The organism is Micromonospora sp. LH3U1 (genome assembly GCF_028475105.1).
Lineage (GTDB): Bacteria > Actinomycetota > Actinomycetes > Mycobacteriales > Micromonosporaceae > Micromonospora.
Map to the genome: position 1 here is coordinate 5,749,286 of NZ_CP116936.1, position 23,917 is coordinate 5,773,202.

Here is a 23,917-nt window from a genome sequence, read left to right on the forward strand (position 1 = left end):
AGGTGCCGGTCATGCGCGCCTCCCTCGGCTCAGTGCAGCGCCGACCGCTCCGACCAGCAACAACGCGGCCCCGCCGACGACCGCGCCGAGCACCGAGTGCTGTCGGCGCACCCGGCGGCGAACCTCCGCGTACGGCGTGGTGGAGAAGGACACCAGCTCGTACTGGGAAACGTACCGGCCGGGCAGTGCCCGTTCCAGTGCGTGCTCCACCCGCCGCCCGAGCTGGAAGACCGGGGAGGCGACCTTGTCCCGCATCTCCACGAAATTGGTCAGCGCCATCGTCGCGATGGCCTCGGCGTTCTCCTGCCGGCGGCGCTGGAACAGCGGCAGCGCCGCCAACCAGTCGTCGGCGCACTCGTCCAGGCAGCGGTCCAGCTCGACCACGTCCTCGAAGGCGCAGTTCGCGCCCTGGCCGTAGAAGGGCACGATCGCGTGCGCCGCGTCGCCGAGCAGGCCGACCTTCCCAAAGACCTGCCAGGGGGTGCAGCGGACCGTGCCGAGCACGCCCACCGGGTTGTGCTGGTAGTCGTCGACCAGGTTCGGGGCCAGCGGAACGACGTCCGGGTAGTGCTCCGCGAAGTGCCGTTCGATCTCCGCCGGGCTGCTGAGTGAGGCGAAGCTGCCAGCACCATCGTTGGGCCAGAACAGCGTGCAGGTGAAGGAGCGGTCCGGGTTCGGCAGCGCGATCATCATCGAGGTGCCGCGCGGCCAGATGTGCAGCGCGTCCGGGTCCAGGGCGAAGTCCCCACCCAGCGGGGGGATCGTCAGCTCCTTGTAGCCGTAGTCGAGGAAGTCCACGCTCTCGTTCAGCAACCCGTACGCGAGCAGCTGCCCGCGCACCGCGGAGCCGGCGCCGTCGGCACCCAGCACGACCGACGCCTTGGCGGCGACCGGGCCCTGCGGGGTTTCGAAGCTCAGGGTGCCGTCGGTCGGATCGAGCCCGACCAACCGGTGGTCGAAGACGATCCGCACCCCGGGCAGCGCGGCGGCCTCGTCCAGCAGCGCGTTGTTCAGCGCACCCCGACTGATCGAGTTGATCGCCCGGTCACCGGCGGCGCTGTACGACTGGAACTGCTGCTCCCCCTCGACCGGGTGGATCATCCGGCCGCGCATCGGCAGCGCGTCGGTCATCACCTGCTCGGCCAGCCCGATCCGACGCAACGCGTCCAGCCCACGCTCGGAGAGCGCCAGGTTGATGGAACGACCTCGCTCCGCCGAGCCCGAACGCGGGTCGGACCGGCGCTCGTAGAGGGCCACCGGGTAGCCACGCCGGGCCAGGAAGCAGGCGGCCAGACAGCCGGCCAGCCCCGCACCGATGATCGCGATCTCGTCGCGGCGCGCGGTCATCGGGCCACCTGCCCAACCGTCGCCGCGAGCGCTGCGGCGGCCCGCCAACAGTCGTGATACGTGGAGTAGAGCGGCACCGGTGCGAACCGGATGATGTCCGGCTCACGGGCGTCGGCGATGACGCCGTGTTCGTACCGCAGGCGTTTGGTCAGCTCGGCGGCGCTGCCGGAGCCGATGCGCACCGAGAGTTGGCAACCCCGGCGGGCCGGGTCGCGCGGGGTGACCACGCGCAGCGGCCGGTCCGTGACGACCTCGTCCAGCAGCGACTCCAGCCAGGCGGTGAGTCGCAGGCTGCGTGCGCGCAACGCCGGCATGCCGACCGCGTCGAACAGCTCCAACGAGGTGCGCACCGGGCCCATCGCGAAGATCGGCGGGTTGGAGATCTGCCAGGCCTCCACCGTGGCCGGCGGCCGGGACACCGGGGTCATCTCGAAGCGGGTGGCCGTCGAGGTGCTCCACCAACCCTCGAAGCGGGGCAGGTCCGGGTCGCCGAGGTGTCGCTCATGCACGAAGACGCCCGCCAGGGCACCCGGGCCGGAGTTCAGGTACTTGTAGGAGCACCAGGCGGCGAAGTCGACGTCCCAGTCGTGCAGGGCCAGCGGCACGTTGCCGGCCGCGTGGGCCAGGTCCCAACCGACCACCGCGCCGGCCGCCCGGCCGGCTGCCGTGATCGTCGGGATGTCCAGCAGCTCACCGGTGAGGTAGTTGACCCCGCCGAGCAGCACCAGCGCCACCCGGTCGCCCTCGGCGGCCAGGTAGTCGGTCACGTCCTCGGTGCGCAGGGAGTCCTCGCCGACGCGCGGGCGCAGCCGGACCACGGTGTCGTCCGGGTCCAGGCCGTGGAAGCGGGCCTGACTGCGCACGGCGTAACTGTCCGAGGGAAACGCGGAGTCCTCGATGACGATGCGGGTGCGGGCGCCGGCCGGGCGGTAGAAACTCACCATCAGCAGGTGCAGGTTGACCGTGAGCGAGTTCATCACCACGGTCTCCGCGGGCCGGCCGCCGACCAGTCGCGCGGCCGGCGCGGTCAACAACTCGTGGTACGGAAGCCAGGCGCGCTCCGCATCGAGGTGCCCCTCGACGCCGAGCCGCCCCCAGGCGTCCAGGTCGGCGAGGAGTTCATCGCGGGTGGCCCGGGGTTGCAGGCCGAGCGAGTTGCCGGCGAGGTACGCCGATTCGGGATGGTCACCGCCGTCGGCCGGTGGCACGTGGAACAGGTGCCGGTGGCCCGGGTCGGCTTCGTCGAGGCGGTGCGCCTCGTGTTCTGGGGTGTTCACAGGGGTGTCTCGCTCTCCGGTCACATCGCCGTGCGGGCCGACCACAGCTCCGGGAAAACCACCCGGGCCATGCTGCGCTGCAACCACGCCAGGCCGGCGGAGCCGCCGCTGCCCACCTTGGCACCCATCGTCCGCTGCACCGCCTTGACGTGGTTCCAGCGCCAGTCGCCGAACTCCTCGGCGACACCGCTCAGCGCCTCGCCGAGCAGTCGCAGGTGATTGTCCGGGCCGGTGTCGGTGTAGATCTGCACCCAGGCGGCCTCGACCGACGGCTGCGGGTCGTGCTCGATGGCCACGTCCCGGTCGAGCAGGTCGGCGGGGAGGTCGAAGCCACGCCGGGCGAGCAACGCGAGCACGTCGTCCCAGAGGCTCGGGGTGGCCAGCGCAGCGGTCAGCGCGGCGTGCACATCGGTCTGCCGGCGGAACGGGCGGATCAGCGTCGGGTCGCGCAGCCCGAGCAGGAACTCCAAATGCCGGTACATGGCCGACTGGAAGCCGGAGCCTTCGCCGAGCAGGTTGCGAAACCGGTTGAAGTCGGCCGGGGTCATCCAGCGCAGACCCTGCCAGGCGGCGTTGAGCCCTTCCAGGTGCAGCGCGGCGCGGCGCAGCGGGGCCAGCGCCTCCCACACCTGGTCGGCGCGGATCAGCCGCTGCGTCTCCCGCAGCTCGTGGCAGGTCAGCCCGAAGTACAGCTCCATGATCTGGCTGACCATCAGGAAGGACATCTCGCCCGGGTCGCTGCTGAGTGGCTGCTGTAGCTGGTGCAGGGTGCTGGCCTGCACGTACACGTCGTACGGCACCCGCTCGGCGAACTCCAGTGTCGGCTCGCCACCGTTGCGTACGGCGCGGGCGGCCCGCTGCCGCGGGGTCACCGGTCGCACCAAGGCAGGGCGGTTCGGCGCCTGCCGCTCCGTCTGATCCACCATTTGTCTCCCTCCCCGGACTAGCGACGTCATGATCTCGCGGTCGGATCGGCTTACGGAATGCCGGATCAACGGCTCTGACCTCGTTCTCCTGGCAAACCAAAGGCAACTAGGCGAAGTCGGTTCACGAAAGTAAGGTCTGAGCGTGGACGACATGGACTGGGCGCTGCTGCGCGAGTTGCAGGCCGACGCGCGGCTCTCCTTCAGCGAGCTGTCGCGGCGGGTGCACCTGTCGCCGCCGGCGGTCGCGGAGCGGGTTCGCCGGCTGGAGGAGACCGGAGTCATCACCGGCTATCACGCCCATGTCGACCTGAGCCGAGCCGGCCGGACCGTGGTCGCGCTGATCAGGATGTCCTGCTACGGCGCGCGATGCATCCTGCACGATCCGGCGGTGACCGGCTGGCCGGAGATCCTGGAGATCCACCGGATAACCGGGGACGCGTGCAGCATGCTGAAGGTGGCCGCCGGTTCGATCGGCGCGTTCGAGGGGGTCATCGACCGACTCGCACCGTACGGCCAGCCCTCCAGCACGATGGTCCTCTCCTCCCCCCTGGACTGGCGCCCCATCACCCCGCTCCCCTCCACCGGCGCCACCCCGCGCCAGCGCTGACCCGCCTTCCACCCCCGCGACCTTGCATTTTGTGTCGGTGAAATGCCGGGTGTGGACGTCTTTGTCAGGACAGGAAGTGCAAGATCGCGGCAAATCGGGGACACGGCCCCTCGGGGCGGTCCGGGTTTGCCTCCGCGCCAGCGGGAAAGCAGCGCGCGTGCCCAGGGGAGGGTTCCGGCGGTCGTCGCCGGTTGGGGGGAAATCATGCAGGGTATCCGCACGATCAACCGCGCGCTCTCGTCCGCACTGACACTGGTGGGACTGGTCGGGGCGTTCGTCCTGATGTCGGTCGCGCCGGCGCGTGCCGGCGAGAACGTCTTCGTCGAGGTGACGCCGAACAGCGCCCAGGCCGGTAGCCGCGTCTCCATCAAGGCCAGCTGCGACAACGACAACAACAACCGGCAGTCCAGCGTGCACTCCGATGCGTTCGGGAACGTGACGCTCAGACCGGACAAGGGCTTCCTGACCGCTCAGGTCACCATTCCGCGTGACAAGCAGGCCGGTGACTACCCGGTCGACCTGCGCTGCGAGAACGGCCAGACGGCCTCGACCACGCTGACCGTGCTGAACATGGCCTCGCCCAGCAAGGGACCGGCGACCGGGGGCGGCGGGACGGCCGGCGGTCGCGGTACCGGCTCACTGCTGGTGCTCGGCGGCGTGGCGCTGGTGGCCACCGCGATCGCGCTCGGAATGGCGGGCGGCCGGCGCCGGACCGGAGCCGGCTCCTGAGCCGGATGACCCATGACCCGCAGATCCGCGCGTGCGCGGCGGGACCGCCGCGCCCGCTTCCGGGCCTGGCCGGCGCTGCGCGCTTCCGGCCGGCTGGTGGCCCGCGCCTCCAGCCGGCTACGCCGGGTCGCCGGGCAGGCCGTGTCGGCCAGCGTCGCCACCACCGATCCGGCCGTCCGCCCGCTGCCACCGCGCCGCCCGACCGGGTCACCGCTGGCCCGACGCCGTCTCGGTAGGGGACCGGGGTTGCCGGTGCTGGCCGTCGCCGCGCTGATGGTGCTGATCGTGGCGATGCTCGGCGTCGAACAGGTGACCGGAATGAGCCTGTTGCCGGACCAGCTGAGCGCCGGCCTGCGACCGCCACCGAAGAAGTTCCCGGTGCTGTCGGCCAGCCATCCCACCAGCCTCGCCATCGAGAAGATCGACCTGGAGGCGCCCGTGCACGACGTGGGCATCGCCCCGGACGGCACGATTGCCGTGCCGGACGCGGCCCGCGCCCAGGAGGCCGGCTGGTACGACCAGGGGCCAACCCCCGGCCAGTACGGCCCAGCGGTGATCGTCGGGCACGTCGACACCACCAGCGGGCCGGCGGTCTTCCACAAACTCCGCGAGCTGCGCGACGGCGACCAGGTCGAGGTCACCCGCACCGACCGGAGCGTGGCGATCTTCGAGGTGAATTCGGTGGAACGGTTCGACAAGGGGCGACTACCGGTGGACGAGGTGTACGGCGACTTCAGCCGCCCGAGCCTTCGGCTGATCACCTGCGGCGGCCAATGGGTCGGCGGTGAGAGGGGCTACTCGGACAACGTCGTGGTCTTCGCTTCGTTGGTCAAGGCGCGTGCTGGTTGAGGATTGGGGTTTCGCTGCGACAGGAACGTACGGCCATCAGTGCGTTCGCACGGTGGGCCTGGTGTCGGCGTCGATGTGTTCGGCGAGCCGGGCGGCCCCGGTGAGCATTGCCTGGCCGCGCTCGCTGAGCCGTTCACGCCACTGGCGCAGCGACGTGGCGAGAGGTCCGGCGCCGCCGGCGTCGCGCACTCGACGCAGCACGTCGGCGATGTGGTCGAGCCGATACCCGCCGCGACGCAGCAGGTGGGCGAGTTCGGCGTCGCGGACGTCGTCCGCTGAGTAGACGCGGTAGTCGGTCACCGGATCACGCACCGGCTGCAGAATCCCGGCCCGCTCCCACTTCCGCAGGGTGGCGGGCCGTACACCGAGGCGGTGTGCCAGCACGCTGATCGGCACGGCTTTCCGGCTCTCCGGCTGTGGCGTCGTCTCGGTGAGAATCGCAACCGCCGCCTCGACCGCGTCCAGGGTCTCCCGGTCGCGCTGCAGCAGGGCGTGGCTGTGGTCGATCGTGCGTAGTGCCGTGTCGATCTCGCCCCGGTTGACGGCACGCATGATGTCGCCGCTGGCCGCGTAGCCGTGGCCCGCGATCAGCGCGAGGTAGGCGCTCAGCGCCGTGGCGTGCACCTCGGTGTACCGGCGGTAGCCGTTCGAGGTGCGCTCAGCCGGCGGCAGGACGCCATCTCGTTCGTAGTTGCGCACGGCCTGCGCGGACAGCCCGTGTACGCGCGCGAGGTCGACTGGTCGGCGTACCCCGTGATTTGAGGGTTTCGTGGTTGTCACCGCGCTCCATCGCTCGTAAGCCTCAACCGCTGGTTCAACGATACGGTTGATGGAGTGACTAACCTTCTCGACCTGCTTGCTGGATCTCCGACCCTGCTCGCGCTCGGCGAGCCGACACATGGTGAATCCGCCTTCCTGCAGATCCGCAATGAGGCCTTCCTGTCGTTGACCGAGCATGGCTACCGGTCGATAGCGCTGGAGAGCGACCGGGCGGCGGGACTGATCGCCGACGAGTTCGTGAAAGGTTCCGACGCCGTCACGCTGGACCGTGCGCTCACCGAAGGGTTCAGCCACGGGTTCGGCGCCGCCCCGGCCAACCGCGACCTGCTGCTGTGGATGCGCGAGTGGAACGACGGACGGCCCGTCGCCGAGCGCCTGACGTTCCACGGCTTCGACGCTCCGCTGGAGATGGAGAGCGCTCCGAGTCCACGGCGCTACCTCACCCGGGTCTGTGACTTCCTCGGCCTCGACCGGTCAGCGGAGATCGACGACCTGATCGGGGACGAGGCTCAGTGGAGCGATACGGCCGCGATCTGGGAGCCGGGCAGGTCGATCGGGCGCTCGCCCGACGCCCAGCGTCTGCGGGTGATCGCCGACGACCTCCTGACCGAGTTGTACCTGCAGGCACCCCGACGGCCCGAGGGCTGGCAGGCGGCGTTCACACACGCCACGTCCGCGGTCGCGTTGCTGCGCTACCACGCTGCGGCCGCCGCACCACTGGCGCAGGAGGAACGTTTCGCGCGCCTGGCCGGGGTCCGGGACGCGCTGATGGCCGAAAACCTACTCGCGATCCGGGCGACCGAGGCACACCGCGGGCCCACGCTGATCTTCGCGCACAACACGCACCTCCAGCGCCATCCGAGCACGATGACGATGGCCGGAACCGAGGTGTCGTGGGCCGGCGCCGGCGCGATCATCGCGTCCTTGCTGAATGACCAGTACGTGCTGATCGTCGGCAGCCTCGGCGCGAGTCCCGCGCTCGGCATCGGAGCACCCGCCACGTCGACATACGAAGGCAGACTCCAGCAGAAGACCAGCCAACCCGGCTACGTCCACGCGTCCGAGATAGGACCGGCCGAGCAGAGAGCACACGACTACCGCTACTTTCCGCTGGATCAGGCCACTGTCGCGCACGCCGACGCGGTGCTGCACATCCCGACCGGCGTCAACGCGACCATGCTCGCCGATCGGATTCTCGCGCTGCCAGGCGTCGAACACGTCGTGGCGAGCGAGGAGAACGGAGCACCCGAGGGGGCCTGGGGCGACCGGTTCTTCTACGTCGGCCAGGACCGCCGCCAGCCGTTCGCCACCATCGTCGAGCACGACGTGCCCGGCTTCGACGAGGCCTCACAGCTCGACCGTCCCGGTGTCTTCCGCCTCAACCTGGACCTGGGTCGAGCCGAGTTCGAGAGGCTGTTCGGTTTCCCGCCCAAGGCATTCGAGGACCACCGGCACACATTCGACTTCGCCCGGCTGGACACCCTCGTGCCGCACCCGGGTTACGCGCTATACGGCTTCGGCAGCATCGTCATGCCCGGCCCGCAGATGCTGCCCGAGGTCGACCGGCTCCTCGCGATCGCTCACAGCCGAGCGGCCGGCCGCCACGAGCGCGCAGCCCGCCGAGCGGCCGACCAGCTGGACTGAGCCGGTGACCAGCACCGGCGACGCTGACCAGTCGTACAGCCACCAGTCAGCGGCGGTCAGGCGGCGACTTCGGGCTCCCGCAGGTCCAGCCAGTCGGCCCAGCGGGGGTCGGGGGCGCGGTGCCCGAGGACCCGCCAGGCGGTGCCCTTCGGCGCGGCGGGCGACGCGTGTAACCGCCAGCCCATCTCGGCCGGGGTCTTGTCGCCCTTGCTGTGGTTGCAGCGGGCGCACGCGGCGACCACATTCTCCCAGGCGTGCCGGCCACCGCGGCTACGCGGGAACACATGGTCGATGGTCTCGGCCGGGCCCCGGCAGTAGGCGCACCGCCAGCCGTCCCGAGCGAAGATCGCCCGCCGGGACAGCCCGACATGCGTTCTGTACGGCACACGGACGAAGCGGGTCAACCGAACCACGGACGGCACCGGAAGCGCGTCGCGAGCGCTGTGCAGAATGCCGTCACCATCGGCGACACAGACCGCCTTGGCGGAGAGGACGAGGATCGCGGCACGGCGCACCGACACGACACACAGCGGCTCGTAGGTGGCGTTGAGGACCAACGCGCCGGAGCCCACCGTGGGTCGTATGTCAGGCATCGCGCTCACCCTCCCGGTTCAGCGGCTGTTGCGTACCGCCGCCGACCGGGTCCGGGCACGACGGCCCACACGGTCGACGCCGGCCGATCACCGACGTCCGTTGGGCCAATAGTCCCTGATCGGACCCCGGATTGCACGTACTAATCTTGCTTCTGATAAGCGGATCACCCGGATCGGGACGGATCGCCGCTCCGGCCGCCGGAGGCATGCCCACCCATGGCCACTCCTGCTCCTGGCGCAGAGGCGAGCAACAAGCGGCACTCCTGCCGACCGGGCTCGGCATCATGCCTTGGGCGCCAGGTAGCCCGGCCGGTGGGTCGGCGACGGGCGCGCGGGCTCCTTGCGGTACGAAGACAGGGTGAGTGCCGCCAGCGTGACGCCCCTAGCCCTGTCCGACGCCGTATCGGTGAACTGTCAGGGCAGCACCTCCTGCGAATGGATTTACGGGATCACCAAGTCCGCCTGGTTCGCTGAGGGCAGTTACTGGATCGTGCTCAAGCCTCTACGGGTGCTGCTGATCGTGGCGCTGGCGATGGTGGCCCGCTGGGCGCTGCACCGGACGATCGACCGGTTGGTCCGGACGACCACCGACGGCGCGGTGCCGACGATGCTGCGGCCGCTGCGCGAACGGGTGCCCAGCGCCGCGGTCGATCCGGCCGAGTTCGTGCCCGAGCGGCGACGGCAGCGGGCCGAGGCGATCGGTTCCGTGTTGCGCAGCCTGACCACCGCGTTCGTCTTCGGCATCGCGCTGCTGATGATCCTGCGCGAGTTCAGCTTCGACCTGGCTCCGCTGCTGGCCAGCGCGGGGATCGCCGGCGTCGCGCTGGGCTTCGGCGCGCAGAGCCTGGTCAAGGACCTGATCGCCGGTCTCTTCATGTTGATCGAGGATCAGTACGGCGTGGGCGACAACGTCGACCTGGGCGAGGCGATGGGCGTTGTCGAGTCGGTCGGGCTACGGGTCACCACCGTGCGCGACGGTCGCGGTGTGCTCTGGTACATCCGCAACGGCGAGATCATCCGGGTGGGCAACAAGAGTCAGGGCTGGGCCCTCGTGGTGGTGGACCTGCCGATCGGTTTCAGCAGCACCGAGGAGGCCACCGCCGTTCTGCGTACCGCGGCTGCCTCGATCGCCATGGACCCGGAACTGTCGCCGGAGATCGTGGAAGCACCGGAGGTATTGGGTGTCGAGCAGGTGACGGTGGACGGCGCGGTCATCCGGACGGTGGTGAAGACGACCGCGGACGGACAGTTCGCGGTGGGCCGGGAGTTGCGTCGGCGGCTCGCGGAAGCGTTGGAAAATTCGGGAATCACCGCGCAGATCGCGGCCGCCCGCATTTATCCAGGGCTGCCGACCCGGCCGCTGCCCGACGGTGAGACTGGTCAGGGCGGCGCTACCTGACCCAGCCGGCACTGTCCTCCAATTCAGGGGTCGCGGGCCTCCCGGCCCCTCAGGTATCGTCCGTTCGTTTAGTCGGGGAAGCGACGAACGATCCGTTCGGCCTAGCCAGTTGTCAGACGATCGGGCAGAATCCGGAACACGCGTTCCCGCCGGAGCGTGATCACATCCTCGCTGATCCGCAGATCTGACGAGTGCTTCCGGCCGGGCTGCCACGAGCGGCCGACCCGGGGGCCCATGGAGGCGACGGTGCCCGACGAGCGACCTTCCACGGAAGGCCCCGCCACATTTCGCGAGGTGTTCGCCCAGCACGAGTTCCGGGCCGTGCTGGTGGCCGGTGCGCTCTCCTGGGTCGGCGACTACGTCGCGAAGGCCGCCGTCACCCTGCTCGTCTACCAACAGACCAGATCCGTCGCGCTCTCCGCGGCCGCCTTCGCGGTCAGTTTCCTGCCCTGGTTGCTCGGTGGTCCCGTGCTCGCCGCGCTCGCGGAGCGGTACCCGTTCCGACGGGTGATGGTGGCGTGTGACGTCATCCGCATGGTGCTGATGCTGCTCATCGCCATCCCGAACCTGCCGTACCAGGCGGTGTTGGTGCTCATCTTCGCCGCCACGCTGGCCAATCCGCCGAGCCAGGCGGCGAAGTCCGCACTGATACCGCAGCTGCTCACCGGGGACCGGCTGGTGCTGGGGCTGTCCCTGAACAGCAGCGTCGGGCAGGCCGCCCAGGTCGTCGGCTACGTGTCCGGCGCCGCTGTCGCCGCGATCAGCCCGGAGATGGCGTTGCTGTTCAACGCGGCCACCTTCGGCCTCTCGGCGCTGCTGGTCCGCCTCGGCGTGCGGGACCGCCCGGCGATGCTGAACCCGGAGCACCGCAGCCACCTGCTGCGGGAGACGTACCAGGGGTTCACCATCGTTTTCCGTACACCGGTGTTGCGGGCGATCGCGGTGCTGGTGTTCAGCGCGATGCTCTTCTCGGTCGTTCCCGAGGGACTGGCCGCCGCCTGGGCCAACGAGGGGGGCCGCGGCGACATGAGCGCGGGCACGGCCCAAGCAGTGATCATGGTCGCCAACCCGGTCGGTTTCATCCTCGGCGGGTTGTTGGTGAGCCGCCTGTTCGGGCCGGCCCGCCGACTGAGGCTGATGCGGCCGCTCGCGGTGATCGCCCCCCTGGTGCTGGTGCCCGCGCTGCTCGACCCGCCACCGCTGGTGGTGGCATTGCTGGCCGGCCTCTGCGGTTTCGCGGTCGCCGGCATGCTGCCGATGGCCAACGGGCTGTTCGTTCAGGCACTGCCCAACGGTTTCCGAGCCCGCGCGTTCGGTGTGATGGCTACCGGCGTACAGGTCATCCAGGGTCTCGCGGTGCTGGTCACCGGGTTGCTCGCCGAGCGGATCCCCATCCCGGTGGTGGTCGGGGTGTGGAGCGCAGCCGGGGTGGTGCTGATGGCGGTGGCCACGCTGCGCTGGCCGGACCGGCAGACGGTGGATGACGCGATCGCCGCAGCCTCCGCGGCCAACGCCGAGCCACCTCCCCGCCCGGCCACAGGCGCTCCCGAGCCGCGCGCTGACGACGGGCACCGCCGGCACGCGGTCACCTGACCCGGAGAGCCGACGTCGACACGAGCAGGCCGGACGCACGGCCTCCGGGCGCCGTCGGCCCGGCGTGATCCGACGCACGGTGTGCGGGTCGGGCCGGTACGGAGCGCACCTGGCAGGATGGAACGGTGAACCCCGCAGGTGAATCCGACCGTCCCGGTGCGTCGATGACCCTCTTCGAAGCGGTCGGTGGCGAGCCCACCTTCCGCAAATTGGTGGACGAGTTCTACGTCGGCGTCGCCAGCGACCCCCTGCTGCGGCCGATGTACCCGGAGGAGGACCTGGGGCCGGCCGCGGACCGGATGACCCTGTTCCTCATGCAGTACTGGGGTGGGCCGAACACGTACTCCGCCCAGCGCGGTCACCCGCGGCTGCGGATGCGGCACGCGCCCTTCCGGATCGGCGCGGCCGAGCGGGACGCCTGGCTGCGGAACATGCGCCGCGCCGTGGACCGGCTCGACCTGGAGCCGGAGATCGCCGGCACGCTCTGGGACTACCTGGAGCGGGCCGCGTACTTCATGGTCAACGCGACGGACGACCCGGCCGACGGCGTCTGACCCGCCCGCACCACGGGCAGCGTCAGAGCAGCGCGCCCTCGTCGTGCAGCCAGTCCACGAAGCTGGTGGCGACCGCCGCGCCGCAGTCGAGCATCTCGACCAGCAGCGCGTCGTGGGTGCCCGCGCCGAGCGGCACCTGAAGCTCGGCGTAGATCGGTAGCTGCCCGCGCTCGGTCGGGTCGCCAATGTATGCCTTGCAGAACCGGCGGGTGTGGTTCCACTCGTTGACCACCCGGTATGCCCGGTCAGCCCAGTCCGGTGGGACGGTGGCGTGCGGACGTGCCCGCATGACCAGGATCTCGTCCTCCGGCCCTTCGAGGGTGACCAGCACGGCGTGCCGCTCCCACATGGCCAGCAGGTTGCCGTCGCCATCGGCCAGGTAGCGCACGTCGAGCAGGTCGAGTGCGTCGCAGACCCGGCGCAGACTCACCGGTTCGACGGTGGCGGGCATCTCGGTCAGGGCAGGCCGCTCGTTGGCCGGGCAGTCGTCCCCCGGCTGGCGAGGGCTCGGCGGCCCGACCCGGACCGCGCTCTCCATTGTGATCCCGCTTCGGGTTTCCGGATCGCCGCCGTCGGCGGGACCGGGGCGCCATGACCACCACGGCATCGCTCGCGCACCTCACTCCCCAGCGGATCCAGCCGCCTACGGTGCGTTGGATCCGAGGATGGACGGTACCCGGACAGCCGAGTTGAAGCACCCCCCCAACGACCGCCCCAGCCCAGAAGAATGATCCCGGGTCATCCGTTCGGACGAGTACCCACGGGTGTCACGGCAAGATCCGTGGCCTTCTGCAACCATGCCGCTCCGTATGGTCCCACCAGGCCGACCCAACGACCGGCCACCCGCACCTGAACGGCGGGCTCATCGTGGCCGGCGACCGGGCCGGCGACCGGGCCGTCGGCGGCGCCGAGGAAGCCCATCCGGACCACCCCCTGCACCAGCCGCTGCGGCACCTCCACCGGCGACGCGGGCGCCCCGTCCGGAGTGACCCGCACCGCCACATGGTCGAGCAACGCGTCGCGCAGCGCCCGCTGACCCACCGCACGGCCGGCCACACCCTGCTCGCTCGCCGTACGGAGGGTGCCCGCCGCCGCGTCCGCGATCCGTCGCAGCTCGGCAACGGGCAGCGCCTCCACCTGCCGGCTGTGCGCCGGCGGCAGCGGCCACCGCCACTGCGCGTCCCGGCGGGTCGGCAGGGCCGCGCCACCACGCTCCAGCTCGGCCAGCAGCTCTGCGGCGGCCACCGTGACATCCTCGGCGGGGCCGTCGGCCGGCCCACCGGCCACCGTGCGGACCACCAGGACCTGCCACGGCAGCCGGGCCCAGAGGGCGACCCGGCCGGGACCACCGGCCGGCCGCAGCCGGACCGGTGCGATCGGATCCAGCCGGACCAGTCGGGCCAGGAAGGCACCCGCGTCCGCCACCCCGGCGACACCGTGCGTCGGCACCGACGCACGGCCAGGCTCAGCCGTACCCGGCCGAGTCATGCCACGTCGCTCTGCGGTGCGTACGTCAGCAGGAACTCCCGCTCCTCGGGGGTGATCCGCCGGGGCACCTGGCGGGTCAGGTCGAACGGCACCAGCACCGAACGGGCGCGGCTGGCCAGCACCTCGCCGTCGTACAGCTCGTAGGCGACGGTGAACCGGGAGGCCCGGATCTCCTCCACCCACAGCTCGATCCGAACCGTGGGCGCCGCCTCCGCGGTGGCCCGGCCCAGCGCGTAGTCGACCGGGCGCAGGTAGTCGACCTCGTGGCGGCGGATCACCACCCCGTCGGCGAACGAGCCGACTCCCCAGGCCCGGCCGCCGGCGAACATCAACGCCACCCGCGCCTCCTCGTACAGGGTGAGGAAGCGCGAGTTGTTGATGTGGCCGTACGCGTCCAGGTCGGACCAGCGCAGCGTGCAGTGGTAAACGAACCGGTCAGACACCTTCTCGGCCGGTCAGTCGCGGGTCAGCTTGCGGTAGGTCACCCGGTGCGGCCGGGCGGCCTCCGCGCCGAGGCGGTCGATCTTGTTCTTCTCGTACGCCTCGAAGTTGCCCTCGAACCAGAACCACTTGGCCGGGTCCTGGTCGTCGCCCTCCCAGGCCAAAATGTGCGTGGCGACCCGGTCCAGGAACATCCGGTCGTGGGAGATGACCACGGCGCAGCCGGGGAACTCCAGCAGCGCGTTCTCGAGGCTGGACAGCGTCTCCACGTCCAGGTCGTTGGTCGGCTCGTCGAGCAGGATGACGTTGCCGCCGATCTTCAGGGTCAGCGCCAGGTTGAGCCGGTTGCGCTCGCCGCCGGAGAGCACCTTGGTCGGCTTCTGCTGGTCCGGCCCCTTGAAGCCGAACGCGGCGATGTACGCCCGCGACGGCATCTCGACCTTGCCCACCATCAGGTAGTCCAGCCCGTCGGAGACGACCTCCCAGACGGTCTTGTCGCCGTTGAGGCCCTCCCGGTTCTGGTCGACGTACGACAGGGAGACGGTCTCGCCGACGCGCACCTTGCCGTCGGTCGGCTGCTCCAGCCCGACGATGGTCTTGAACAGCGTGGTCTTGCCGACGCCGTTGGGGCCGATGATGCCGACGATGCCGTTACGCGGCAGCGAGAACGACAGGTCGTCGATGAGCACCCGGTCGCCGAAGCCCTTGGTGAGGTGGGCCGCCTCGATGACCGTGCTGCCCAGTCGCGGACCCGGCGGGATCTGGATCTCTTCGAAGTCCAGTTTGCGGGTCTTCTCCGCCTCGTTGGCCATCTCGTCGTACCGGTCCAGGCGGGCCTTGGACTTGGTCTGCCGGGCCTTGGCGTTGGAGCGGACCCACTCCAGCTCCTCGGTGAGGCGCTTCTTCATCTTGGCGTCGCGGCGACCCTCGACGGCGAGCCGAGCGGCCTTCTTCTCCAGGTAGGTGGAGTAGTTGCCCTCGTAGCCGATGGCCCGGCCGCGGTCCAGCTCCAGGATCCAGCCGGCCACCTTGTCCAGGAAGTACCGGTCGTGCGTGATCGCCATGACGGTGCCGGCGTACTTGGCCAGGTGCTGTTCCAGCCAGGAGACGCTCTCCGCGTCCAGGTGGTTGGTGGGCTCGTCGAGCAGCAGCAGGTCGGGTGCCTCCAGCAGCAGCTTGCAGAGCGCGACCCGCCGGCGCTCACCACCGGAGAGCTGGGTCACGTCGGCGTCCGGCGGCGGGCAGCGCAGCGCGTCCATGGCCAGTTCGAGCTTGGAGTCGACGTCCCAGGCGTCGGCGTGGTCCAGCTCCTCCTGGAGCTTGCCCATCTCCTCCATCAGCTCGTCGGAGTAGTCGGTCGCCATCTGCTCGGCGATCTTGTTGAACCGCTCCAGCTTGGCCTTGGTCCCGGCGACCGCCTCCTCGACGTTGCCGAGCACGGTCTTGGCCTCGTTGAGCGGGGGCTCCTGGGCGAGCATGCCGACGGTGTAGCCGGGCATGAGCCGGGCCTCGCCGTTGCTCGGCTTGTCGAGCCCTGCCATGATCTTGAGGAGGCTGGACTTACCGGCGCCGTTCGGACCGAGCACACCGATCTTGGCCCCCGGCAGGAAGCTCAACGTGACGTTGTCGAGCACGACCTTGTCGCCGTGCGCCTTGCGCGCCTTTTCCAGGACGTAGATGTACTGGGCCACGGTGCGGGCTACCTCCGTCGGTTGGTGTCGCTGATCGGCGGCGCGGCGCGGGCTGCGAGGACCGCCCGCCGCCGCCGGCCGGTAGCCGGCCGCGCGCACGCCATCGTCAATCCTGACAGGTACGGCGCGCTTCGCCCACATCACCCCGCCCCAGGAGTACGCGGGCAAGCCCCGTTGCCTCTGGCTGACCAGCTCCCCACCGGTGGTTGTCGACAAGATCACCTTCAGGATTCGGCGCATACGAGGCGGGTAGGAGACTCCGGCACGGGGCACCAGACGCCGCAGCTACGCTCAGTACGCTCATCGCGGTGGACCCGTCAGTACCCGGAGGTGGCCGATCGTGACCGTCCGTAGCTCCTTTGTCGTAGTGGCGAATCGTCTGCCGGTCGACGAGGTGAGCACACCCGAAGGACGGCAGTGGCGTCGCAGCCCCGGCGGGCTGGTCACCGCGCTGCATCCCGTTCTCGCCGAACACCAGGGCACCTGGGTCGGCTGGGCCGGTGGCACCGGCGCAGCCCCGGAGCCGTTCGACCTGGAGGGGATCCGACTACACCCGGTCCCCCTCAGCGCCGAGGAGTTGGAGCGCTACTACGAGGGCCAGTCCAACGCGACGATCTGGCCGCTCTACCACGACGCGGTGGAGACGCCGGCCTACAAGCGCCGGTGGCGGGAGGCGTACCGCCTGGTCAACGCGCGGTTCGCGGAGGCCGCGGCGGACGTGGCGGCCGAGGGCGCGACGGTCTGGGTGCAGGACTACCAGCTCCAGCTGGTCCCGGCGATGCTCCGTGAGCTGCGCCCGGACCTGCGGATCGGGTTCTTCCTGCACATCCCGTTCCCGCCGATCGAGCTGTTCATGCAGATGCCGTTCCGCACCGAGATCCTGCGCGGCCTGCTCGGCGCCGACCTGGTCGGTTTCCAGCAGCGGCTGGCCGCGCAGAACTTCGTCCGGCTGGCCCGGCACCTGCTCGGGCTGCGCTACGAGGGGCAGATGATCCAGGTCGACGGTCGGCAGGTGAAGGCGGGCGCCTTCCCCATCTCGATCGACACCCAGGAGATGGAGCGGATGGCCGCCGACCCGGCGATCCAGGCCCGGGCCAAGCAGATCCGCGCCGAGTTGGGCGATCCGAAGACGATAATCCTGGGCGTGGACCGGCTGGATTACACCAAGGGCATCGAGTTGCGCCTCAAGGCCTTCCGCGAACTGTTGGCTGACGGAAAGTTGACAGTTCCGGACGCGGTTATGGTGCAGGTGGCCACACCCAGCCGAGAGCGCGTCGAGCACTACCAGGCACTTCGGGTCAAGGTAGAGCGCGAGGTTGGTCGGATTAATGGCGAATTCGGCAGGGTCGGCGTGCCGGCCGTGCATTACCTGCATCAGTCGTACAGTCGCAGTGAGCTGGCCGCGATGTATGTCGCTGCCGATGTGATGATGGTGACCCCGCTGCGAGACGGTATGAATCTGGTCGCCAAGGAGTACGTCGCGTCGCGCGCAGACCAGGGTGGCGCGCTCGTGCTCAGTGAGTTCGCCGGTGCCGCAACGGAGCTGCGCCAGGCATTTTTGTGTAACCCGCACGATCCGGACGCGGTCAAGGACGCCCTGCTCCGGGCAGTGCACGTGGAGAAAACCGAGGCACGCCGCCGGATGCGGACAATGCAACGTCACCTGCGTACCCACGACGTGGGCCACTGGGCCAAGTCTTTCCTCTCCGAGCTCGGAGATTCCGAGGCGGAGGCCGAGTGAACACGACCGTCAACGATGGAGCGGCAATCGCCACCGGGGTGATGGACCCCGAGTTGCGCTCCGCCATCGGCCGGATAGCCCGGGTTCCCCAGCTCCTGATCGCCTGTGACTATGACGGCACGCTGGCGCCGATCGTTGAGGACCCGAGCACGGCCGTCCCGCTACCCGAGTCGGTGGCCGCGGTTCGCGCGCTCGCCGCGCTGCCGCAGACCACCGTGGCGGTCGTCTCCGGCCGGGCACTGCGCGACCTGGCCGCACTCTCCCGGCTGCCCAGCGAGGTGCACCTCGTCGGCAGCCACGGCTCCGAGTTCGACATCGGCTTCGTCGAGCGGCTCTCCCCCGAGCTGGTCGCGGTGCGCACCCAGGTCCGGAACGCGCTGCGCGAGATCGCCTCCGAGCACCCTGGCATCCGGCTGGAACGCAAGCCGGCCAGCGTCGCGATGCACACGCGCGGAGTCGACCCGCAGGTGGCCGCCGCAGCCATCGAGGCGGTCCGCAACGGCCCGGCCACCTTCGACGGCGTCACGGTGACCCAGGGCAAGGAGGTCATCGAGCTCTCCGTCGTGGCCACCCACAAGGGCACCGCGCTCGACCAACTGCGGACCCAGCTCGCCTCCAGCGCGGTGCTGTTCATCGGCGACGACATCACCGACGAGAACGCGTTCGGCCACCTGCACGGTCCCGACCTCGGCATCAAGATCGGCCCCGGGGACACCCAGGCCGGCTACCGGGTGGCCGATCCGCTGGAGGCTGCGCGCACGCTGGCGCTGCTGCTGGAAACCCGGCGGCACTGGCTGTTCGGCGAGCGGGCGGTGCCGATCGAGCGGCATTCCATGCTGGCCAACGGTCGTACCGTCGCACTGCTCACCCCGGAAGCCAAGGTGAGCTGGCTCTGCCACCCCAAACCGGACTCGGCGGCGATCTTCGCCGACCTGGTCGGTGGCAGCCCGGCCGGTCACTTCAGCGTCGCCCCGGAACGTGGCGGCATCCCGCTGGGCCAGCGCTACCGTTCCGGCACGATGACCGTGGAGACCCGGTGGTCCGGGCTCACCGTCACCGACTGGCTGGACAAGCCGGCCCGGGAGACCACCCCGGACGGCCCGGCGGTCGTCACCGGTGACTCGACTCTGATACGGGTGCTCACCGGCAGTGGCAAGGCCCGGGTGGAGTTCGCGCCGAGGCCCGAGTTCGGTCAGGTCGCCGTGCAGTTGCAGCCGCTCGGCGACGGCCTGCTGGTGCTCGGCTCCAACGAACCGGTCGCGCTCTACTCCCCCGGCCTGCAGTGGGAGGTCGGCAACGACGGTGGGTACGAGACCGCCAAGGCGGTCGTCGACCTCTCCGCCGCTGGCGGGCAGGTCGTGCTGGAGCTGCGCTTCGGCACGCACAGCCTGGAGCACCACCGGGTGCCGATCCACGAGCGGCAGGCCGCCGCCGAGCAGCCGTGGAAGGACTGGGTGGCGTCGCTACGGCTGCCGTCCACCGCCCGTGACCTGGTCGCCCGCAGCGCGCTCACCCTGCGTGGGCTCTGCCACGAGGCCACCGGCTCGATCCTGGCCGCGGCGACCACCTCGCTCCCGGAGGAGTTGGGCGGCGTCCGCAACTGGGACTACCGCTACTGCTGGCTGCGCGACGCCGCGCTGACCGCCCGCGCGTTGGTCGACCTGGGCTCCGTCGAGGAGGCCGAGGCGCTGCTGCGCTGGGTGGACGGCTGCATCGAGCGCACCGGCGGTCACCCGGAGCGACTGCATCCGCTCTACACCATCGACGGCTACGAGCTGGGTGCCGAGGCGGTCATCGACACGCTGCCCGGGTATGCCGGCTCCCGGCCGGTCCGGGTCGGCAACCTCGCCAACCACCAGTTGCAGCTGGACGTCTTCGGTCCGATCGCCGACCTGATCGCGGCCGTCGCCGACGCTCGCGGCTCGGTCCGCGACGACGAGTGGCGAGTCCTGGAAAACATGGTCGAGGCGGTCCGTCGGCGCTGGCACGAGCCCGACCACGGCATCTGGGAGGCCCGGCTGCCACCTCGGCACCACGTCTTCTCCAAGGTGATGTGCTGGATGACCGTCGACCGGGCGCTGCACGTGATGCGCGAGCACGGCGGCGAGGACCGGCCCGAGTGGAAGGACCTGCGCGACCGGATCGGCGCCAACGTGCTGGAGCACGGCTGGCACTCCGACGTCGAGGCGTACAGCGTCGCGTACGGCGACGAGGACATGGACGCCTCGTCCCTCTGGATCGGGCTCTCCGGCCTGCTCCCGGGTGACGACCCGCGCTTCCTGTCCACCGTCCTCCGGATCGAGGCGGACCTGCGCAGCGGCCCGGTCGTCTACCGCTACCACTGGGACGACGGCCTGCCGGGCCGTGAGGGCGGTTTCCACATCTGCACGGCGTGGCTGATCGAGGCGTACCTGCGCACCGGCCGCCGCACCGACGCCGAGGAACTGTTCGCGCAGATGGTGCTCACCGCCGGCCCGACCGGGCTGCTCCCCGAGCAGTACGACCCGCTCGCCGAGCGCGGCCTGGGTAACCACCCGCAGGCCTACAGCCACCTCGGTCTGATCCGCTGCGCATTGCTGCTCGACAACATGCTCAAGCAGTAGTTCGACCGCACGTGAGGCAGGGCCGGAGCGCAATCGCTCCGGCCCTGTCGTCGCTCGCGGGCCGGGTCGGCTCAGCGATCTTGCAGTTTCGGTCGTCGTTCTGCGCGGAATTTCCCCCTTATTCGAGGGCGGAAAGTGCAAGATCGCGCTGGGGAGGGGGGCTCACAGGGCTCGGGCGTCGAGTGCACCCACCACGTCACCTACCACCACTACGGCGGGCGGGCGCAGGCCGGCGGTGAGCACGTCGGCGGCCACCGCGCCCAGCGTGGATCGCAGCGCCCGTTGCGCGCCGGTGGTCGCCTCCTGGACGACGGCGGCCGGCGTCTGCGGCGACCGGCCGTGGGCGATCAGCCTGGCCGTGATGGCGGCCAGGTTCTTCAGCCCCATCAGGATCACCAGCGTCCCGCGCAGACCGGCGAGGGCCTCCCAGCTCACCAGCGAGGCCGGCGAGTCGGGTGCCACGTGCCCGGAGACCACGGTGAACTCGTGCGCCACCGCCCGATGGGTGACCGGGATTCCGGCCGCCGCCGGAGCGGCGATCGAGCTGGTCACCCCGGGGACCACGGTCACCGGCACACCGGCGGCCGCGCAGGCCAGCAACTCCTCGCCGCCCCGGCCGAAGACGTACGGGTCGCCGCCCTTGAGCCGCACCACGAAGGCACCAGCCAGGGCACGGTCGACCAGGATCCGGTTGATCTCCTCCTGGGTCCGGGACGGGCCGTAGGGGATCTTCGAGGCGTCCACCAGCTCGACGTCGGCGCGTAGTTCGTCCAGCAGCAGGCCGGGCACCAGCCGGTCAGCCACCACCACGTCGGCCTCGGTGAGCAACCGCCAGCCCCGCACGGTGATCAGCTCCGGGTCACCCGGCCCCGCCCCGACCAGCGCCACCCGCCCGCCGACGGTGTCAATAAGGGGCCCCTGCCCCACCTGAGGCGTCAATCGGGTGCCGCTCCGTGCGGCGAGGAGGTCGCGGATCGCGTCGCGGACGGTCATCGCACGGCGGGGGTCGCCGCCGCCGAGCACCGCCACGGTGACGGGGCCGTGGCGGGTCACCGCGGGGTCCAGGCCGTGGCGGCCGTCCGGTCGTCGGCCCGGACGCAGAAGATCCGCCGTTCGGCGGCGGCGACGCTGACCGACTCCGCCGCGGCCGGGTCGTCGATCGCGACCTGGACCAGCCACGCCCCGTCCAGGTCCTCGGGCGCGAACCGGCGCGGCACCCAGCGCAGTCGGCCCGCGTCGGCCCGGGCGCGCAGCGCCGGGGTCAGCTCCGGTGCCACCAGCAGGACGTCCGCACCGGCGTCCAGCAGCGCGGGCACGCGCCGGGTGGCGACCGCCCCACCGCCCACCACGACCACCCGCCGCCCGTCGAGCCGCAGGCCGAGGGGGTACGGATTGGTGGTCACTTCTCGGCCACACCGGCGGAGTCGAAGGTGGCGACCTCGTGCAGCACCCGGACCGCGCCGGTGACCACGGGCAACGCCAGCAGCGCGCCGGTGCCCTCACCGAGGCGCAGTCCCAGGTCGATCAGCGGGTCGAGGCCGAGGTGACGCAGTGCCACCGTCGCGCCCGGCTCGGCCGAACGGTGGCCGGCGACCATGGCGCTGACCGCCGCCGGGGCGAACGCGGCGGCGGCGAGCGCGGCCGAGACCGCGATCACGCCGTCCAGCAGCACCGGCGTGCGACGGGCCGCGGCGCCCAGGATCAACCCGGCCAGGGCGGCGTGCTCCAGCCCACCGACGGCAGCCAGAACACCCAGCGGGTCGGCCGGGTCCGGCAGGTGCCGGGCCAGCGCCGCCCGCACCACCCCCACCTTGCGGGCGTACGTCGGGTCATCGACCCCGGTGCCCCGGCCGGTGGTGTCGAGTGGGTCGGCGCCGGTGAACGCGGCGATCAGCGCGGCCGCCGGGGTGGTGTTGCCGATGCCCATGTCGCCGGTGAGCAGGATGCCGGCCCCGGCGTCGATCAGCTCGTCGGCGATCCGGATCCCGGTCCGCACCGCCGCCAGCGCCTCGTCCCGGGTGAGTGCGGCGGTCACCGCGAGGTCGCGGGTGCCCCGGCGGACGGACGCGACGACAAGTCGGGGCGCGGACGGGTCGAGGACGGCCGCCTCGGCGGCGGGCTGAGCGGGCAGGGGCGTGGCCACACCGACGTCGACCACGGTGACCGAAGCGCCGGCCTGCCGCGCGAACGCGTTGACCACCGCACCGCCGGCCAGGAAGTTGCCGATCATCTGCCCGGTGACCTCCTGCGGCCATGGGCTCACCCCTTGGGCGTGCACCCCGTGGTCACCGGCGAAGATCGCCACCGCGGCCGGCTCGGGCAGCGGTGGCGGGCAGGCCCCGGCCAGGCCGGCGAGGCGTACCGAAAGCTCCTCCAGTGCGCCCAGCGAGCCCGCCGGCTTGGTCAGTCGGCCGTGCAGCTCGCGGGCAGCGGCCATGGCCGTCTCGTCCGCCGGGCGGATCGCCGCGATCGTGGTCTCCAGCATCATGCCTCCATGGTCTCGCGCAGCACCTCGATGAACGCGTCGGTGGTGTTTCGATCGCGCACCGCCACCCGCAGCCAGTCCGGCCCCAGGCCGGGGAACGTGTCGCCTCGGCGCACCGCCCAGCCCCGCTCCCGCAGGGCGGCCCGGATCGGGGTCGCGCCCGGCAGGTGCAGCAGGACGAACGCGCTGGCAGGGCGGCCGACGACGCGTACACCGGGCAGGGCGGCGAGGCGGGCGACCAGGTGGTCGCGGTCGGCGGCGAGGTCGGCGGCGATCGCGCGTTCGGCCTGGACCGCGACGGCGCTGGCGCAGGCCGACGCGGCGGCCAGCGCGGGTGTGGACACGGCCCAGAGCGGCTGGACGGCGGCCAGTCGGGACAGCAGCTCCGGAGCGCCGAGCAGGTAACCGATCCGTAGGCCGGCCAGGCCCCACGTCTTGGTGAGGCTGCGCAGCACGAGCAGCCCGGGTAGGTCGCGCCGCTCGGCCAGCGACTCCGGCTCGCCGGGGTGCCCGGGGGCGATGGTGGTGTCGGCGAACGCCTCGTCGACCACCAGCACCCGGCCGGGGCGGGCCAGCGCGGCCACCGTCTGCGCCGGGTGCAGCACCGAGGTCGGGTTGGTCGGGTTGCCGATCATCACCAGGTCGGCATCGTCGGGCACCCGGGACGGGTCGAGGCGGAAGTCGTCGGCGGGGTCCAGCAGCACCCGCTCGACCGGGTGTCCGGCGGCTCGCAGTGCCGCTTCCGGCTCGGTGAACTGGGGGTGCACCACCACCGGCCGACGAACGCCGCGCAGCGCCTGGGCGATCAACACGAAGCCCTCGGCGGCGCCGGCGGTGAGCAGCACCTCGTTCGGGTGACGGCGGTGTCGGGCGGCGACCGCCGCCCGGGCCTGCGCCGGGTCCGGATAGTGGGCCAGGTCGGTCAGGGTCGCGGCGATCGGACCGGACAACCAGGCGGGAGGTCGCGCCTGACGGACGTTGACGGCGAGGTCGATCAGGCCGTCGCCGACCTCCGCGTCGCCGTGGTGCGCCAGATCTGGCTCGGGGTAGGCCGTCGGCACGACCTCGGCGACCGGCACCGCTCCGTTCGGCTGATCAGACATGTCCGCGATCCTGCCGGGAAGGTGGCCGGCGGGACAGTCGATCTCGGCGTAAGCCGCGTCACCACCC

At 71.1% G+C, this 23,917-nt stretch carries 20 protein-coding genes and 1 pseudogene; 9 read left to right on the plus strand and 12 right to left on the minus strand.

Annotated features, from left to right (window positions below):
• Positions 1-9: 9 nt before the first annotated feature.
• The 3 genes from PCA76_RS26305 to PCA76_RS26315 are packed head-to-tail and all read right to left on the minus strand — an operon-like array spanning position 10 to position 3,547.
• Entirely contained in the window at positions 10-1,347 is a 1,338-nt protein-coding gene (locus tag PCA76_RS26305; RefSeq protein WP_272613110.1) for an FAD-dependent oxidoreductase, read from the minus strand.
• Positions 1,344-2,669, minus strand: a complete 1,326-nt coding sequence (gene kynU, locus PCA76_RS26310) for a kynureninase (RefSeq protein ID WP_442930163.1) — start codon at positions 2,667-2,669, stop codon at positions 1,344-1,346. Before kynU ends, PCA76_RS26305 begins: the two co-directional genes overlap by 4 nt.
• Positions 2,645-3,547: a tryptophan 2,3-dioxygenase gene (locus PCA76_RS26315; protein WP_272619628.1), complete on the minus strand. Its 903-nt coding sequence runs from the start codon at positions 3,545-3,547 to the stop codon at positions 2,645-2,647. The genes kynU and PCA76_RS26315 overlap by 25 nt, the downstream gene beginning before the upstream one ends.
• 145 nt (positions 3,548-3,692) lie before the next feature.
• Here PCA76_RS26315 and PCA76_RS26320 point away from each other — a divergent pair, with 145 nt between their 5' ends.
• The 3 genes from PCA76_RS26320 (at position 3,693) to PCA76_RS26330 (ending at position 5,735) form a co-directional block, all read left to right on the plus strand.
• Complete coding sequence (locus PCA76_RS26320; RefSeq protein WP_272613112.1) at positions 3,693-4,157, plus strand: Lrp/AsnC family transcriptional regulator; 465 nt, start codon at positions 3,693-3,695, stop codon at positions 4,155-4,157.
• Between the two features lie 252 nt (positions 4,158-4,409).
• Positions 4,410-4,886, plus strand: a complete 477-nt coding sequence (locus PCA76_RS26325) for a hypothetical protein (protein ID WP_272619630.1) — start codon at positions 4,410-4,412, stop codon at positions 4,884-4,886.
• A 75-nt stretch (positions 4,887-4,961) separates the two neighbouring features.
• Positions 4,962-5,735: a class F sortase gene (locus PCA76_RS26330; RefSeq protein WP_272619632.1), complete on the plus strand. Its 774-nt coding sequence runs from the start codon at positions 4,962-4,964 to the stop codon at positions 5,733-5,735.
• Between the two features lie 36 nt (positions 5,736-5,771).
• Here the strand turns inward: PCA76_RS26330 and PCA76_RS26335 are convergent, their stop codons facing one another.
• Positions 5,772-6,515 (minus strand): MerR family transcriptional regulator, encoded by a 744-nt coding sequence (locus PCA76_RS26335; RefSeq protein WP_272613113.1) that lies wholly within the window; start codon positions 6,513-6,515, stop codon positions 5,772-5,774.
• Between the two features lie 54 nt (positions 6,516-6,569).
• On the opposite strand from PCA76_RS26335, the gene PCA76_RS26340 reads away from it, so the two are divergent.
• A complete protein-coding gene (locus tag PCA76_RS26340) occupies positions 6,570-8,159 on the plus strand; it encodes a DUF6194 family protein (RefSeq protein ID WP_272613115.1) in 1,590 nt (529 codons plus the stop codon).
• Positions 8,160-8,215: 56 nt separating this feature from the next.
• Here the strand turns inward: PCA76_RS26340 and PCA76_RS26345 are convergent, their stop codons facing one another.
• Positions 8,216-8,752 (minus strand): HNH endonuclease, encoded by a 537-nt coding sequence (locus PCA76_RS26345; RefSeq protein ID WP_272613116.1) that lies wholly within the window; start codon positions 8,750-8,752, stop codon positions 8,216-8,218.
• A 340-nt stretch (positions 8,753-9,092) separates the two neighbouring features.
• On the opposite strand from PCA76_RS26345, the gene PCA76_RS26350 reads away from it, so the two are divergent.
• The 3 genes from PCA76_RS26350 (at position 9,093) to PCA76_RS26360 (ending at position 12,298) form a co-directional block, all read left to right on the plus strand.
• The gene (locus PCA76_RS26350; RefSeq protein WP_442930164.1) at positions 9,093-10,151 is read left to right on the plus strand and encodes a mechanosensitive ion channel family protein; all 1,059 of its coding nucleotides are present in this window, start codon (positions 9,093-9,095) and stop codon (positions 10,149-10,151) included.
• A 234-nt stretch (positions 10,152-10,385) separates the two neighbouring features.
• Complete coding sequence (locus PCA76_RS26355; protein WP_272613117.1) at positions 10,386-11,744, plus strand: MFS transporter; 1,359 nt, start codon at positions 10,386-10,388, stop codon at positions 11,742-11,744.
• A 125-nt stretch (positions 11,745-11,869) separates the two neighbouring features.
• Complete coding sequence (locus tag PCA76_RS26360; RefSeq protein WP_272613118.1) at positions 11,870-12,298, plus strand: globin; 429 nt, start codon at positions 11,870-11,872, stop codon at positions 12,296-12,298.
• Between the two features lie 22 nt (positions 12,299-12,320).
• Here PCA76_RS26360 and PCA76_RS26365 read toward each other — a convergent pair whose 3' ends face one another.
• From PCA76_RS26365 to ettA, 4 genes are all read right to left on the minus strand, one after another.
• Positions 12,321-12,905, minus strand: coding sequence for a YbjN domain-containing protein (locus PCA76_RS26365; RefSeq protein ID WP_272613119.1), 585 nt, complete (start codon positions 12,903-12,905; stop codon positions 12,321-12,323).
• A 131-nt stretch (positions 12,906-13,036) separates the two neighbouring features.
• Positions 13,037-13,786 carry a hypothetical protein gene (locus tag PCA76_RS26370; protein WP_272613120.1) on the minus strand — a complete coding sequence of 250 codons (750 nt, stop codon included), beginning with the start codon at positions 13,784-13,786 and terminating at the stop codon, positions 13,037-13,039.
• Positions 13,783-14,229 (minus strand): acyl-CoA thioesterase, encoded by a 447-nt coding sequence (locus PCA76_RS26375; protein WP_272613122.1) that lies wholly within the window; start codon positions 14,227-14,229, stop codon positions 13,783-13,785. Before PCA76_RS26375 ends, PCA76_RS26370 begins: the two co-directional genes overlap by 4 nt.
• Before the next feature lie 12 nt (positions 14,230-14,241).
• Entirely contained in the window at positions 14,242-15,918 is a 1,677-nt protein-coding gene (gene ettA / locus PCA76_RS26380; protein WP_272619636.1) for an energy-dependent translational throttle protein EttA, read from the minus strand.
• 340 nt (positions 15,919-16,258) lie between these two features.
• Here ettA and PCA76_RS26385 point away from each other — a divergent pair, with 340 nt between their 5' ends.
• Both PCA76_RS26385 and otsB read left to right on the plus strand, forming a co-directional pair.
• Positions 16,259-17,659, plus strand: coding sequence for an alpha,alpha-trehalose-phosphate synthase (UDP-forming) (locus PCA76_RS26385; RefSeq protein ID WP_272613124.1), 1,401 nt, complete (start codon positions 16,259-16,261; stop codon positions 17,657-17,659).
• A gap of 41 nt (positions 17,660-17,700) precedes the next feature.
• The gene (gene otsB, locus PCA76_RS26390; RefSeq protein ID WP_272619638.1) at positions 17,701-20,262 is read left to right on the plus strand and encodes a trehalose-phosphatase; all 2,562 of its coding nucleotides are present in this window, start codon (positions 17,701-17,703) and stop codon (positions 20,260-20,262) included.
• Between the two features lie 162 nt (positions 20,263-20,424).
• Here otsB and cobA read toward each other — a convergent pair.
• The 3 genes and pseudogenes from cobA to cobC all read right to left on the minus strand — a co-directional run bounded on the left by cobA (position 20,425) and on the right by cobC (position 23,850).
• A pseudogene (gene cobA / locus PCA76_RS26395) lies at positions 20,425-21,665 on the minus strand (uroporphyrinogen-III C-methyltransferase).
• Entirely contained in the window at positions 21,662-22,747 is a 1,086-nt protein-coding gene (gene cobT / locus PCA76_RS26400; protein WP_272613125.1) for a nicotinate-nucleotide--dimethylbenzimidazole phosphoribosyltransferase, read from the minus strand. Before cobT ends, cobA begins: the two are co-directional and overlap by 4 nt.
• On the minus strand, positions 22,747-23,850 hold the full coding sequence (cobC, locus tag PCA76_RS26405) for an Rv2231c family pyridoxal phosphate-dependent protein CobC (RefSeq protein WP_272613127.1): 1,104 nt from the start codon (positions 23,848-23,850) through the stop codon (positions 22,747-22,749). Before cobC ends, cobT begins: the two co-directional genes overlap by 1 nt.
• Positions 23,851-23,917: the final 67 nt, after the last annotated feature.

Excerpts from the sequence above, each read along its gene's own strand:
- PCA76_RS26305 (WP_272613110.1), bottom strand. The coding sequence starts at position 1,347 with ATGACCGCGCGCCGCGACGAGATCGCGATCATCGGTGCGGGGCTGGCC.
- PCA76_RS26345 (WP_272613116.1), bottom strand. The coding sequence starts at position 8,752 with ATGCCTGACATACGACCCACGGTGGGCTCCGGCGCGTTGGTCCTCAAC.
- PCA76_RS26355 (WP_272613117.1), top strand. The coding sequence starts at position 10,386 with ATGGAGGCGACGGTGCCCGACGAGCGACCTTCCACGGAAGGCCCCGCC.
- PCA76_RS26365 (WP_272613119.1), bottom strand. The coding sequence starts at position 12,905 with ATGCCGTGGTGGTCATGGCGCCCCGGTCCCGCCGACGGCGGCGATCCG.
- PCA76_RS26370 (WP_272613120.1), bottom strand. The coding sequence starts at position 13,786 with ATGACTCGGCCGGGTACGGCTGAGCCTGGCCGTGCGTCGGTGCCGACG.
- otsB (WP_272619638.1), top strand. The coding sequence starts at position 17,701 with ATGGACCCCGAGTTGCGCTCCGCCATCGGCCGGATAGCCCGGGTTCCC.
- cobT (WP_272613125.1), bottom strand. The coding sequence starts at position 22,747 with ATGCTGGAGACCACGATCGCGGCGATCCGCCCGGCGGACGAGACGGCC.
- cobC (WP_272613127.1), bottom strand. The coding sequence starts at position 23,850 with ATGTCTGATCAGCCGAACGGAGCGGTGCCGGTCGCCGAGGTCGTGCCG.